We start from the raw sequence: 14,744 nt of genomic DNA on the forward strand, positions 1-14,744 counted from the left end.
CTGATGAAAAAAGTTAATATCTACCGCTTTTGTAATTATGCTTTGATGGCTTTAATATCTTGTACGTTGGCTATTAGTAAAGTTTCCCCCGCTTTAACTCAAACAGTTTCTTTAATTAACCCCACGTCTGTACCTGCTATTAACTTAATTTGGCCTACTCAGGGTGTGCTTTCTCAAGGTTTCCGTAAATATCAACATGAGGGAATTGATATTGCGGGTGCGAAAGGGACTCCGATTTTGGCTGCTGCTGCTGGTAAAGTTGTCAAAGCTGGTTGGGATGATTGGGGATTAGGCAATTTTATCGAAATTAAACATCTTAATGGCAATGTGACGGTTTATGGACATAATAGCCGTTTATTAGTCAGTAAAGGTCAACAGGTCAAACAAGGTCAAATTATTGCCGAAATGGGTTCAACCGGCAATAGCAGCGCTCCTCATTTGCATTTTGAATTTTATGTAAATGGTCGTTTGGCTAGTAATCCTATCAGTTTATTACCGTCTACTAATATTGCCAAAACACCAGTAAATAAACCAATTTCTCCAACTCTACAACCTGTTTTATCTGTAAGTGATTATACTGATTGTGATGGGACTACAGTTATGAATGGGGAGACGGCAACAGTTAGTATAAAAGTTTGCGAAGAAAATGGTCAGTTATTTTATTTGGGGAAATTGAAACAAGAACCCAGTCAAGTTTTAAAAATTCGGGCTTGGAAGGTTGATAATAACAAATATCAGGCGAATAACGGTAGTTTTTCCTACTTAATTAGCCCAGAAAAAATAGAGATTTGGCGCAATGGTAGTCCAATTCGTGCGGATAGTTTTCTCACCTTTAATGGTTTAGGAAAATAAAAATACTAACCTCTTTATGTAATTGATGATTTCATTACAAATACCCGATGTGACAGTTCAAATGGCGGAATATAGTAGCCAACATATTATCGTGAATAAGTATAAAATCAATAGAGATTAAAACTAGACAAAAGTATCGCAAAATTTCACATAAAGGAGCAGATGATTATGGAATATTTGGCTTATTCCTATATGTATATAGAAGATGAAAAAACAAATGAAAATTTTGCATTAAATTTTCCCAAATCGTCATTTAATTGGCGGAAAATTTTCAAATCTTCGGCATGGTTAACTTTGGCTGGTGTGACTATATTATTAGCGACAGTGACTCAAATGCAGTTTGCTTCTGCTGAATATGCCAGGACGAATGGACGTTGTCTTAATATTCGTACTGGACCTAGCACTGCAAATTCATCTGTGGCTTGTGCCCGCAATGGTTCATACATTGGTGAAACTGGTCGTGTCAGAAATGGATTTGCGAGAATTTCTTCGGGACGTTACCGAGGATATTATGCTGCTGAAAGATGGATTGGTAATACTCCTGGCCGTTCTCACCGCAGATATCGTTCTGGATACGGTGTTGGGGGTAGGGTAACGGTAGGATATGGCTCAAGAGGCGAACGAGTTAGAGAGATTCAAAGAGCTTTAGGAATTAGAGTTGATGGTGTTTACGGCTCACGAACCATTAACGCAATTCGTCACTTTCAAAGACGTAACGGACTGCGTGTAGATGGCGTTGTGGGTTATCAAACTCGAAGAGCTTTAGGTATTTAGGCTAGACGACAGATAATTTTTGATAATTTGTAGGATGCGTTCTGCTGCATGGCCATCGCCAAAGGGATTAATGGCGGTGGCCATTTTGGTGTAAGCGGCGGGGTTGCTGAGTAGTTCACTGGCGGCTGTGACAATATTTGCGGTTTGTGTACCTACGAGTTTGGCAGTCCCGGCGGTGACGGCTTCTGGTCTTTCTGTGGTGTCTCTAAGAACGAGAACTGGTTTACCCAAACTGGGGGCTTCTTCTTGGAGTCCACCGGAATCTGTTAGGATTAAATGCGATCGCTCAATAGCTCCCACTAATTCAGCATAATCCAAGGGTTCTGTGAGGAAAATTCGCGGATGATTCCCTAATAACTGTTGCAATGGTTCTCTAACTGTGGGATTTTTATGTAATGGCAGTAATAAGGCTGTATCAGGAAATTGCTCTAAAATTTGTAAAAAACTTTGAGCGATATCTTGTAGTGGTTCTCCCCAATTTTCTCGTCTATGAACTGTTGCCAATATTATCCTATATTTAGTCCAATCTAAACTAGGTATATTGCAAATTGGTTTTTTTTCAGCCACATTTAACAAAGCATCAATTACAGTATTTCCTGTTAAGTGAATTTCTCCTAATACCCCAGAATTTTGTAAGTTTTCTACAGCCAAAGTAGTCGGAGCAAAATGTAATTGTGTCAGTTGAGAAATCAACCTTCTATTAGCTTCTTCAGGAAAAGGATTAAATAAATCATCAGTCCTTAAACCTGCTTCCACATGACCGACAGGGATTTTTTGATAAAAAGCTGCCAACGTCGCCGCAAAAGCTGTTGTTGTATCTCCTTGGACAATTACAAAATCTAATTTTTGGGCTTGAAATAATGCTTCTAAACCTTGTAAACTTCGACAAGTAATATCATTAAGAGATTGTTGGCGCTGCATAATCTCTAAATTCCAATCGGCTTTAAGTTTGAACAATTGCATTACTTGTTCAACCATTTCTCGATGTTGTCCTGTGAGAATTACCTGCAATTCAAAATCTGGAGAATTTTGAAAAACTTGAATTACTGGTGCTAGTTTAATCGCTTCAGGACGAGTTCCTAAAATAATGCCAATGCGGTGTTGATTAGTCATTAGTCAAATAATTACAATTTACTTTTAATTTTCCGCGACGGTAATTAATTTTTTACCTAATTATACCAAATTGTTTATACTATTTGCGGACAAATTGTCTAATTACTTACTAAAAATAAACTTAACTGCATCCCTCCACATATTCCACTTCTGGTAGTTTACCTGCTCTATAGCTAATTACTCGCTGACCATCGGTTTCAAAAACGATGCGATAGTTTTGTTCAGCTTTATTTTTGGGGATAAAAGTTAAATAATTTCCCTTTATATATGTATGGGGTGTGACTTTAATTTGTCCAGGGTAAAGTGCTTTAATTCGCGCTTCTGTATCACCAATTTTTGCCCCAGAAAGAGTAGTAATTTTGGGGTTGTCTACATCTACTCTAGCAATAACATCGCTGGTAATATATTGCAGACGACTTTTAACATCATCTTTTGTCACCATAAATGACACACCTTTGAGTTCTCCTTCTGTTTGCAGCGAGTAACAACTCTCACTTCCAGCATAGCCAATAGATAAACGAGTATTAGCCGCAGCAGCAGCTTCAGGAAGATTCATGCCTATTTTTACTGGACCAATACTATTGATAGTTACTTTGGCTTGACTGGTGAGTTTTGTCTGTGCAATCACTGTTCCCACAGTGACAGCAAAAACTGTGAGGGTGACAGTTGTAAAAGTTAGTAATTTAGTTTTGTTATTCATTTTTTTCTCTATTTATACTGGTGGGATTTGGATGACATCGCGTAAATGCTTAATTGTCAGGACGAAGAAGAAAAACTCATCTTTAAAATTTTAAATATTCCCAGATAATTATTTATATAGCGGTATGCACTTGAATGAAATACAGAATCTACAGTAAAAGCCTTATGCTAAGAGACTCCTGACTCCTGACTTCTGACTCTTGCTATATTACACAGCCAAGATCAATAATTGGAACCAGGTGGATGGCCCCAATTTGCCGATCTAGCGTTATCAGTGCCACATTCATCATGAAGGCACTATCGAACTTTTCGTCCCAGACATCTTACATTTCATACCCGATTACCCAAAATCTGCTTGTGGTGGCCAAACAGATTGGTGAAAATGAGGAGCAGGTTCACAGAACTAATTACCCAACTTGGACTAGTTAGAATCCGCTGATACCTGCCATTGGTGTGTCCGAGAGTGGCAAGCTCTCAGTCAACATCTATCAATCTGCTGCTCATTAGAGATTTGAATTACGTCCTAGCTGGCTCTATTGATAGATTCAGCGGGTAGGCAAATCAGATTATCTCCTTGGGTAAGGATTAAGCCACGTTGACGTAATTTACCCATTAAACGAGTGACAGTAACACGGGTTGAACCAATGGCGCTGCCAATTTGAGCATGGGTAAGGGGGAAAGGTAAGCAATAACCACGAATGACATCAGGATCAGTTTCGCTCATTGAAGGCTCTCCATATTCCTCAATCAGTAGGGTGAGGAATCCTAAGAGGCGGTCAATTGTGCGACGTTGTCCTAAAGCACTCAACCATAACAACTTGCGCTGGTGCTGATATCTAAAAGCATCCATAACTTCACGGCGGAAGTGAGGCCAGTTGTCTAGGTCATGCCAGTACATCCACAGGACTGCTGTTTGGTCAACGTGGGCGTAAGACTGGAGGGTGAATGGAGATTGAGCAACAATTTCAAAAGGTTGCCCTGCTCCCACAAAACCCAAGAAAGCTTCTTCTGGTGTTCTGTTAATGCGTCTAGATGTTAACTGACTAGCAGTAGCACTGACTTGGGCAGTTCCTACCATGCGGATAGCACCTCTTTGGACTAAATAGAGCAAACCAGGTCTAGCTGGAATGCGCTCGTCTTTACTGAAGGTGCGGCAGCGGTAGTGTTCTTGGGCCCAGTCAAGAATACGTTGCCAAGTTAAGAAAGGACGCGAAGCTTCGGAAAAGGAAGATGGAGATTGCATAGGTAACAAAGAGCGTTTGGCTGAAAACAAAGACTTGATAAGAAAAGTGCAAGGAGTGTCTTTGTGTTAACGGGGGTAGGCATAACGCCTAACAGCGCCAGCCCTCCAATGGGATAGAAAGCTAAATTGCTCTCTATTTTTTCTTATACTTCCTACTGTACAACAAAGGTAGTAAAGATTACCCATTTTTTATACATTATTCATCAAATTTCATCCTACTCTCATTTTTCCTGACATCAGTAAACTTCTATCTCAAGGTAGATGGAACAGGATAAAATGATGCACACCATAATTTTTTTACAAAAGGATACGTGTCTTATAGACTACATTTTGGAGCAGACAAAGCAATTAAGCAGCTAGTAAGCAGATACTTAATGTCTTCTCTCGGTATTTTTACCAATAATGAGGAAATTACAGGCATAAAAGGGATAAAAATTCCTCTCTACCAGGGAGGATATAATCAAAAAATTATATACCTCTCTGGTGTGGCGATGAGAATATCAAAATCTCAGAATTCACCAGTTATGGAGGTTGCTGAAGGCATTGCCGGATATTTATCCCAAAACAGTGATAGTTTATTTAGGGTGAAAGTAGTTCCCTCTGGTGAGATTCATATAGAACTCATGGACTCTACTTTAGCTGCTTGGTTACAAAATTTAATAGTTGCCAAAAAAACTGGAGATTTGGGCAATAATTTTTTACATGACCAATTACCAACTTTAAGTTCATTAAATGTTTTTACAATTCAATATGCTCATGCTCGCTGCTGTTCTTTGTTGCGTTTAGGACAGCAGGAAGGATTGATTGAATTGGACAGGACAGATATTAATAATTTTATAGCTGTCAATTCTATACCTTGGCTCAATTGTGAGCAAAAACTTATTTTTAACCACGCTGATGAGAGTTTTCTGATCCATCAATTAGTCAAGGTGGTAGATGATGTGGTTTGTGCTGATAGTATTTCTATTAACTGGGAAAAGGCAGGTGGGAATTTAAGTCAAGCTTTTGAGCGGTTTTGGGGTAGTTGTCGGATTTGGGGGGAAGTGAAAATTCATGATCTAGAATTAGCTAAAGCTCGCTTGGGATTGCTGATAGCGACTCAATTGGTTTTAAGGTCTGTGTTAGAAGACAAACTAGGAATTGTTGCACCTGTGGAACTTTAATTCGGGAAAAGATTTGAATTTAATGTAGGGGTAGCGCCCCCGTGCCTACCCTGGTATTTGGAGCAACTACAGGGGGTTTGCCCCTACAAAATTAATTGGTTTAGGGATTTTTAAAATGTTCAATTAATTTTGCACGACTTACTGGAAAATAAGACCCCACCCCTAACCCCTCCCCGCAAGCGAGGAGGGGAATAAGATAAGATGTAACTCATATCATTAGAAACTGCTGTAGCTATAGCTTGCGTGATGACGTAGGAAATTATACGCGACGCTATTAGCAAAGTTTAATGGATATTCACACCAACTTTACAAAATCTTGGAGAAATTCCCTTGACAAAATAAATAGCTCCGAATAAAATTGCAGGTGTGTGAGGAGCGAAATTAGGAAGGACACCGAGACGAAACACGGCCAGTCGTCGGTGTCTTTTCTTATTTTTGGATTTTTAATTAAGTAAGAATTTTTCCATTGCGATCGCTGCACCATCTAATTCTACACTAGGTGCTACCCAATGAGCGATCGCTTGCACTTCGGCTGGTGCGTCACCCATTGCGACACTAATACCAGCATAACTGAGCATTTCCACATCATTGAAATTATCACCAATAGTCATCACATTATGACTTTCTAAACCTAGCATTTCTTCAGCTAGATAACGGACAGCATTGCCTTTATTAACATGAGTATTAGCTGCTTCCAAGAAAGTGGCTACAGATGTCGTCATATATAACTCTGTAGGTTTATATCTGCGGCGTAAATTAGCCAAAAGTTGTTGAATTAAATTTGCATCATCACACAAAGCTAAAATTTTAGTGGGTTCATGATCTAATAATTGACGTAAATCACCAACGGAAATAGCATTCACACCACAGCGCTGTTGATAATTTTCCGTTTCTTTGGTAACTTCTCGTACATAAAGTTGATCGTTGATGTAAAAATGGACCGAGAGGAGCGATCGCAAATCTGGCTGTTCAAAGTATTCTAGTAATTCTAAGGCAATCTCTTTAGACACAGATAAATGACGGTGAATTTTCTGAGTATTGGGATCTTGAATCCAAGCTCCCTGATAAGCTACTAAAGGCATCGTAGACTTAATTTCCTGATGAAACCGCAAAGCCGAACAATACATCCTTCCTGTAGCTATAGCGACTTTAATTCCCCTAGCTTGTACCGCAGCTATAACTTCCCTGACAGCATAACTGAGAGTATTAGAATGTCCAGCAATTGTCCCATCTATATCTAAAACCAACAGTTTAATATCATTTATCCCAGCAGATACTTTGTCCATAAATTCCCCAAAATTGAAGTTTTAGTCAAAAATTAACAGTAGAGACTTGCTTGCGTAAATTTGATTATAAAGGAAATGGTCAAAATTATTGAAGGTACTAAATGATAATTACAAAAAACCACAGAAAAACCGACTTGATTAATTTGTTATGGTATTTTATTTCTTACTCTACTTTAGAAACAGAAATAGTTTAACAGATAAAATCATCCGTTATAACCCAGGTTTATTGTCTATGAGAACATGATGTCCCCATAATTCATTTTTGTTGTCAGAACAATCTTTAGCAAGTGCTTTTCCAATAGCCTCAAAACTTTTTTGAATATCGCGTTTAAGACTTTCTGGCTTAGGGTTGAATACTAAAATAAATACCCTATTTCTTATATCTTCTGGAATATCACTTTGTACATAACTTAATTTATTTTGATAGGCATCACGATCAATAATTAATAAGATGTATTTTTATGAATTTTGTCGCAATTTTTGAATATAAACATCTTTGAATTCATCCATAATGTGTCCCCATCCACGCGCGTTTTCTAAAAGTTGAATTACATCAGGATTCACGTTTAAATCTAGACAAAATCCGTTAACAATTTGGCGATGAGCATCATCTTCTCCTAAAACTATAAGGTGTGGTCTGTACTCATTTGGACTCATAATTCTATGTCTCCACAAATTAAGTCATTAATTAGATCAACTCGATCACCACGACCGGGTATCTCACTAAGCAATCTAATTAAAGTTGGTTCTAAGTGACTTTTTCTATCTAGGAAAAAGGTATTTTCATCAGAGAATTTTTTGATCGCTTCAGGATTATGAGAAGTTACTAAGATTTGTCCATTATCTGTAAATGAACGTCGTAGAGACATGATAAAACGACCTACTTCTGATAGAGAAAGATAATGTCAGGTTCATCCCAAAAGCAAAAAATTGGCCCATAGAATTTATTAGCAGCTAATACAACAGCACAAAGAAAAAAGAATTTTTCACCATCTGATAAATCTTGAAAATCAACATTTAAAGTTGCATTATTTTTTTCAAATCTAACAATTAGAGTTTTCAAGTCTTTACCAATAATTTCAGTGACAAAATCTTGAAAATCTGGCATAATATTTCGGAGATATTAGGACTTACGCATTGACAAAGTAGTAAAATAGTGTATTGATAAAAAGTGTCATCTACTTATCAGGTATCGGACGATTAGAAAAATCAGCAAACCTTCCACAGCACAATGCAATCTGGAACATTACACTCTGTTTTTGCTATCAGAGCCAAAGCATGGAGGATGTTGTAGATTAGCAGAGATATTAGAAAACGTTTCACATGATAGTGTCAACAGATTTTTGTTGAGAGAGAGATACGAACCAAAAGATTTATTCGATTCCGTCAAAGAAATTATCAATACAGTAGGAGGAATTTTAAGTGTTGATGACACAGTCATAGAAAAATTGTATAGTGACCCCAAAAATGCCGAATTAATCGGTTATTTTTGGTCTGGCAAATATCATAAAAGCATCAAAGGATTAAATTTAATAACACTGTATTACAGCGATGTGTATGGGAATTCAGTACCAATAAATTATAGAATATACGATAAAAAGGAGGGAAAGACAAAGAATGATTATTTCCAAGAAATGCTGAAAGAAGTAATTGATTGGGGTGTAAAACCAAGAATAGTAACGGGAGATAGTTGGTACTCAGGAGTAGAAAACTTAAAATTTTTAAGAAACCAGAAATTGGGTTTTCTATTTGGGATTGAGAAAAATAGAACTGTATCAAATGAACCTGGAAAGTATTGCCAGGTAAGAAGTTTAGAAATTTCTGATGAAGGATTGAGAACTCATTTGAGAGAATTTGGATTTGTTAAATTGTTTAGGAAAGACTTCAAAAAAGAAGACTCTAGGCACTATATATTATATCTACCAGATGAAGGATCTCTCCAGGAAATAACCAGAAGCGAATTTGTAACAATTCATGATACCCATTGGGGAATTGAAAGTTTTCACAGAGCCATTAAACAAGTATGTGGAATTTGTCGATTTATGGTGAGAGATAGCCAAGCAATCAGAACACACATATTTTGTTCACTTCAAGCATTTGTTCGTTTAGAAAAAATGCGCTCTGAAAACATAATTTCTAATTGGTATGAAGTGCAAAGAAACTTATTCACTTTAGTTGTGCGCGACTACATTGTGGACAATCTTACCAATGCTTGTTCTGCTTCATCAACATAGATTCATTTTTTTGTCAATGCGTAAGTCCTAGTTTTCTAAACATCTGAAGTTATTTACGTATAGTCTTTGTAGCATAATAAAATTATTCCTAGAACTGGAAATAGAGAAATCAAACCAAGCATTGCTGTATTTTATCAACGCCTGATCAATGGTATGGAAGTTATCACAAAATTTAACAGCATAAGTAAAAATTATAAGAAAATAATAATACTTTTTATATTCATAACTCATGATCATGCACCTTTAGATTTTCTCAAGAATTAATTGAGAATAATCTTTATTTAGCAACGAGCTTGCAATACTTTCGGCAATTTGGTACAATTATCAAGAATTTCACAATTGGGCTAATATTGTCAATTTTCTATTTGTCTGATCAGGTGATTTTCAAAAGCCTTTATTTATAGTTGTTTCAGAAATCAATTCTGAAAAATAATATAAAACTTTACAAATTAACAGCAAGTTTCGGGACGAATTTTTAGACAGGAATTATCTCAGAAATTAGATAGAACAAATGTTCTATTGACAAACAAGACATTTCATGGAGCGAAGGATAATTTTCGGTTGTATATAAAACCGTTAAATAACTATGTTGCATATTAAATCTGGAGAAAAAAAATTAGAATGTAATAGTTACCTAATTTGGTTAAGCAGTTGACTTTTAATTCTTCAGTTATCAACAAACCCATATTCATCCTTGTAGATGGACATTCTCTAGCTTTTCGTTCCTACTTTGCTTTTGCTAAAGGTAGAGACGGAGGACTTCGCACAAAAGCTGGTATTCCCACCAGTGTTTGTTTTGGTTTTATCAAATGTTTATTAGAAGTAATATCTACACAACAACCACAAGCAGTAGCAGTAGCTTTTGATTTAGGTTCACCTACTTTTCGTCATCAAGCTGATGATACTTACAAAGCTGGGCGGGCAGAAACACCAGAAGACTTTATTCCTGACTTAGAAAATCTCCAGGAGTTACTACAAAGCTTAAACTTACCCATACTCACTGCACCTGGTTATGAAGCAGATGATGTACTAGGAACATTAGCACAAAAAGCCGCAGCCTCTGGGTATCGAGTTAAAATACTTTCCGGGGATAGAGATTTATTTCAATTAATTGATGCTGATAAAGAAATTACCGTTTTAAACTTTACTCCAGAAGCATTAAAACGTTCTGGAAATAGTATTGCTGAATTTAGAGCCGAAGAAGTTAAAGAAAAGTTAGGAGTATTACCTACACAAGTTGTTGATTTTAAAGCCTTATGTGGTGACAAATCAGATAATATTCCCGGAGTTAAAGGAATTGGGGAAAAAACAGCAGTTCAATTATTAAATACTTATAATTCCCTGGAAGAAATTTATGCAGCTATAGATGATATTAAAGGTGCAACTCAGAAAAAATTAATTACTGGTAAAGAAGATGCAGAAAAATCTCGTTATTTAGCTAAGATAGTTTGTGATGTTCCCCTAGAAATTGATTTAGAAGATTGTCAATTAACAGGTTTTGATAATAACTTGCTGATTCCCATTTTAGAGAAATTAGAATTTAAAAGATTTTTAGAAACAATTAACGAGATACAGCAAAAATTCGGCGGAGAAGTTGTCGAAAATAAAGTAGTAGAAATCCCCCTAGAAACAGATGATGACTTATGGTTTTTTAGTGCCGAAGATACAGCACAAGAAATCAAACAAAATGCTTCACCAATTCAACCACATATTATTAATACAGAAGCTAAATTAACGGAATTGGTAGAACTTTTAAAAAAATTCACAAATCCAGAAATACCCATTGCTTGGGATACAGAAACTACTGCTTTAGAACCACGAGATGCAGATTTAGTAGGAATTGGTTGCTGTTGGGGAACAGAATCAGATCAACTTGCTTATATTCCCATTGGACATAAAAACGGCGATAATTTACATCAAGATTTAGTATTAGCAGCACTGCGGCCAATTTTGGAAAGTGCTGATTATCCCAAAGCTTTACAAAATGCTAAATTTGATCGGTTAATTCTGCGATGTCAAGGAATTAATTTAGCTGGAGTGGTATTTGATACTATGTTAGCCAGCTATTTGATTAATCCCGATAGTAGTCATAATTTAAGTGATTTATCTCTGCGATATTTGGGATTAAGTGCGAAAAGTTATGGGGATTTAGTTCCTAAAGGAAAGACTATCGCTGATATTAGTATTGCTGCGGTTGCTGATTATTGCGGAATGGATGTTTATGGCACATTTGCATTAGTAGCAAAACTGCGAGAAGAGTTAGAAAAAACTCCAACTTTATATAAACTATTGAATGAAGTTGAACAACCCTTAGAAGCAGTTTTAGCGGAAGTTGAATATACAGGAGTTCGGATTGATTCAGCTTATCTTAAAGAACTTTCACAGCAGTTAGAAACAGAATTAGCAAAGTTAGAAATAACAGCTACCGAAATTGCTGGGGAGAAATTTAATTTAGGTTCTCCTAAACAATTGAGTCATATTCTTTTTGAGAAGTTAGGTTTAAGTACAAAATATTCTCGCAAAATTCAAACTGGTTATTCTACAGACGCAGCAACTTTAGAAAAACTTCAAGAAGTTGATAATACTGGTTTTGTGGAAGCGATGATTGAAAATCGGACTTTATCAAAATTAAAATCTACTTATGTGGATGCTTTACCAGCTTTAGTACATCCCAAAAGTGAAAGATTACATACTGATTTTAACCAAACTGCAACTTCTACGGGTCGGTTATCTTCTTCTCATCCCAATTTACAAAATATCCCCATTCGGACTGCTTTTAGCCGGCAAATTAGAAAAGCGTTTTTACCGGAATCTGGTTGGTTAATGGTAGCTGCTGATTACTCACAAATCGAGTTAAGGATTTTGGCGCATTTGAGTCAAGAACCTATATTAATTCAAGCGTATCAGCAAAATGAAGATATTCATACTGTGACTGCAAAATTAGTCTTTGAAAAAGAAGAAGTAACATCAGAAGAACGACGTTTTGCAAAGACGATTAATTTTGGTGTAATTTATGGGATGGGTTCTCTTAAATTTGCCCACTCAACGGGGATAGATAAAGCTAATGCAAATGAGTTTATTAAGCGATTTAATCAACGATATCCTCAAGTATTTAAATATTTGGAGGAAGTGAAAAAACAAGCTATTTCTTACGGTTATGTGGAAACAATTTTGGGTAGACGACGTTATTTTGAGTTTACTAGTAATAGTTTACGGCAGTTAAAAGGTAGTAAGTTAGAAGATATTAATTTACAGAAATTAAAGAATTTAGGTCAATATGATGCTGGGTTACTTCGTTCTGCTGCTAATGCACCAATTCAAGGTTCTAGTGCCGATATTATCAAAATAGCAATGGTGCAATTGCATGAAGTTCTCAAAAAATATCAAGCGCGGTTGTTGTTGCAAGTTCATGATGAATTAGTGTTTGAAGTTCCTCCGCAAGAATGGGAAGAATTGCAACCACAAATTAAGTCGGTAATGGAAAATGCGGTTTCTTTATCTGTGCCTTTAGTTGTTGATATTCATGCAGGGGATAATTGGATGGAAACAAAGTAAGTGTAAGTTTTTTATACCCAGCACAGCTTAATTACTTGATTTTATGGGTAGGTGTTTAGCAAAAGCCGATATGTGTCAACTTGACGTTAAATGGGCGGTTAGAAACCGCCTCTACACAGGCAAAACCCACCTACGTGGGTTTCAAATCCTTGATTTTTCCTTAGTCCGCGCAGGTGGTCCTTGAGCCTGTCGAAATGCGGACTTTGTTTGTGTAGACGTGTTCGCGTAGCGTGGCGAAGCCATATTCCATTCGCTACAAATTTAGTGCTATTTTATACTTGTTCGACAGATAATTTTATCGTTGTGATTAAACAGGTCTGAGGATATAACTGATATGTACAACTACAGGGTGCATATATGGATTCAGGTATTGTAGACAATTCATCGTACGCAAATATTGAGACAATAGGTAATACTTATTTAGTCAAGGATACAGTCAACCAATACTTTGCCCAAGTAGGAATAAATAGCCCAATTTCCATCAAAAATGGTGGACAACAAATCTACAAAGATATCTATTCAGGATGGCAAACTTTAGCCGTAGAAACTGTCAATGGAGATAATCAAGTCCTCTGGAAAAATGTGCCTGGAAACTTCCTGCATATCTGGTATTTAGATAATAACTGGAATTGGGCTTCTTCTGAGGGAGCATGGGCATTAAATTCTGCTGAAGCTTTCACTCAAGAAACTAACTTCGGTATAGATACAAATAGTGATGGCATAATTGGCAATCCTTACAGCTTAATTGAATCAGCAGGAAATACTAAATTAGTTAAAGATACAGCTAACAAATTATTTACTCAAGTAGGAAAATCTACCCCAACTTCTATCAAAAATGGTGGACAACAAATATTCCCAAATATCTATCAAGGATGGCAAACTCTAGCAGTAGAAACTGTCAATGGAGATAATCAGGTTCTCTGGAAAAATGTAGCTGGAAACTACCTGCATATTTGGCATTTAGATAATAACTGGAATTGGGTTTCTTCTGAGGGACAATGGGCATTAAATTCGGCTGAAGCTTTGGGTAAAGAATCTGTTTTTGGTATAGATGTAAATGACGATGGTGTGATTGGTAATAATGTAACTTATACCCCTATTGAATCAGCAGGTAATACTAAATTAGTCAAAGATCCAACCAACCAATACTTTGCTCAAGTAGGAATAAATAGTCCAACCCCAATCAAAAATAGTGGACAACAAATCTACCAAAATATCTACGGTTCAGACTGGCAAACTCTAGCAGTAGAAACCGTTAATGGAGATAATCAGGTCTTCTGGAAAAATGTGCCTGGAAACTTCCTGCATATCTGGCATTTAGATAGTAACTGGAATTGGGTTTCTTCTGAAGGACAATACGCATTAAATTCGGCTGATGCTTTGGGTAAAGAATCTGTTTTTGGTATAGATGCTAATGGTGATGGTGTTATTGGTATTGAGAAACCAACAATTACTATTAGTGCAAGTGATGCTAATGCAGGAGAAACTTCAACTGGACAAACTGCAAATCCTGGTCAGGTTACTTTTACAAGAGTAGGAAATATAGATTCGTCTTTATCTGTTAATTACTCTGTTGGGGGTACAGCAACTAATGGCATAGACTACAACGAATTAAATGGAATTGCGACTTTTGCAGCTAATTCTTCTACGGCTACAATTAACATTAACCCCATTGATGATACTATCTATGAAGGCAATGAAACAGTAGTTTTGAGCCTAGTAAATGATGCTAATTATGTGGTTGAAACTGCTACTAATGCCACAGTTGTAATTGCTGATAATGATAAATTAATTGGGAAAACAGACTTAATTCATTTTGTCAACA

General features: G+C 36.5%; 13 protein-coding genes. 6 read left to right on the top strand and 7 right to left on the bottom strand.

The window, feature by feature from the left end:
• Positions 1 to 3: 3 nt before the first annotated feature.
• Complete coding sequence (locus FJR05_RS16390; RefSeq protein ID WP_168645086.1) at positions 4 to 852, top strand: M23 family metallopeptidase; 849 nt, start codon at positions 4 to 6, stop codon at positions 850 to 852.
• 168 nt (positions 853 to 1,020) lie between these two features.
• Positions 1,021 to 1,626, top strand: coding sequence for a peptidoglycan-binding domain-containing protein (locus FJR05_RS16395; protein ID WP_168645087.1), 606 nt, complete (start codon positions 1,021 to 1,023; stop codon positions 1,624 to 1,626).
• Here FJR05_RS16395 and wecB read toward each other — a convergent pair.
• From wecB to FJR05_RS16410, 3 genes are all read right to left on the bottom strand, one after another.
• Positions 1,615 to 2,739, bottom strand: coding sequence for a non-hydrolyzing UDP-N-acetylglucosamine 2-epimerase (gene wecB, locus FJR05_RS16400; protein ID WP_168645088.1), 1,125 nt, complete (start codon positions 2,737 to 2,739; stop codon positions 1,615 to 1,617). The genes FJR05_RS16395 and wecB overlap by 12 nt on opposite strands.
• Positions 2,740 to 2,860: 121 nt before the next feature.
• Complete coding sequence (locus FJR05_RS16405; protein WP_168645089.1) at positions 2,861 to 3,439, bottom strand: hypothetical protein; 579 nt, start codon at positions 3,437 to 3,439, stop codon at positions 2,861 to 2,863.
• A gap of 522 nt (positions 3,440 to 3,961) precedes the next feature.
• Positions 3,962 to 4,681 (bottom strand): Crp/Fnr family transcriptional regulator, encoded by a 720-nt coding sequence (locus FJR05_RS16410; RefSeq protein WP_027401051.1) that lies wholly within the window; start codon positions 4,679 to 4,681, stop codon positions 3,962 to 3,964.
• A 374-nt stretch (positions 4,682 to 5,055) separates the two neighbouring features.
• Between FJR05_RS16410 and FJR05_RS16415 the strand changes: the two genes are divergently transcribed.
• Complete coding sequence (locus FJR05_RS16415) at positions 5,056 to 5,844, top strand: DALR anticodon-binding domain-containing protein (RefSeq protein WP_168645090.1); 789 nt, start codon at positions 5,056 to 5,058, stop codon at positions 5,842 to 5,844.
• 443 nt (positions 5,845 to 6,287) lie between these two features.
• Here FJR05_RS16415 and FJR05_RS16420 read toward each other — a convergent pair whose 3' ends face one another.
• The 4 genes from FJR05_RS16420 to FJR05_RS27390 form a co-directional block, all read right to left on the bottom strand.
• The gene (locus FJR05_RS16420) at positions 6,288 to 7,130 is read right to left on the bottom strand and encodes a Cof-type HAD-IIB family hydrolase (protein ID WP_168645091.1); all 843 of its coding nucleotides are present in this window, start codon (positions 7,128 to 7,130) and stop codon (positions 6,288 to 6,290) included.
• A gap of 459 nt (positions 7,131 to 7,589) precedes the next feature.
• The gene (locus FJR05_RS27380; protein ID WP_254446965.1) at positions 7,590 to 7,787 is read right to left on the bottom strand and encodes a hypothetical protein; all 198 of its coding nucleotides are present in this window, start codon (positions 7,785 to 7,787) and stop codon (positions 7,590 to 7,592) included.
• Positions 7,784 to 7,999: a hypothetical protein gene (locus FJR05_RS27385; protein ID WP_254446966.1), complete on the bottom strand. Its 216-nt coding sequence runs from the start codon at positions 7,997 to 7,999 to the stop codon at positions 7,784 to 7,786. Before FJR05_RS27385 ends, FJR05_RS27380 begins: the two co-directional genes overlap by 4 nt.
• A gap of 11 nt (positions 8,000 to 8,010) precedes the next feature.
• Positions 8,011 to 8,238: a hypothetical protein gene (locus tag FJR05_RS27390; RefSeq protein WP_254446967.1), complete on the bottom strand. Its 228-nt coding sequence runs from the start codon at positions 8,236 to 8,238 to the stop codon at positions 8,011 to 8,013.
• A gap of 151 nt (positions 8,239 to 8,389) precedes the next feature.
• On the opposite strand from FJR05_RS27390, the gene FJR05_RS16435 reads away from it, so the two are divergent.
• From FJR05_RS16435 to FJR05_RS16445, 3 genes are all read left to right on the top strand, one after another.
• Complete coding sequence (locus FJR05_RS16435) at positions 8,390 to 9,364, top strand: transposase (RefSeq protein WP_254446968.1); 975 nt, start codon at positions 8,390 to 8,392, stop codon at positions 9,362 to 9,364.
• A 651-nt stretch (positions 9,365 to 10,015) separates the two neighbouring features.
• On the top strand, positions 10,016 to 12,919 hold the full coding sequence (polA, locus tag FJR05_RS16440) for a DNA polymerase I (protein WP_174783736.1): 2,904 nt from the start codon (positions 10,016 to 10,018) through the stop codon (positions 12,917 to 12,919).
• Positions 12,920 to 13,276: 357 nt separating this feature from the next.
• Positions 13,277 to 14,744 (top strand): Calx-beta domain-containing protein (locus FJR05_RS16445; RefSeq protein WP_305791113.1); only part of this gene is annotated, 1,468 nt, incomplete at its 3' end.

It is taken from the genome of Dolichospermum sp. UHCC 0259 (assembly GCF_009711935.1).
In the GTDB taxonomy this organism is placed as follows: Bacteria; Cyanobacteriota; Cyanobacteriia; order Cyanobacteriales; family Nostocaceae; genus Dolichospermum.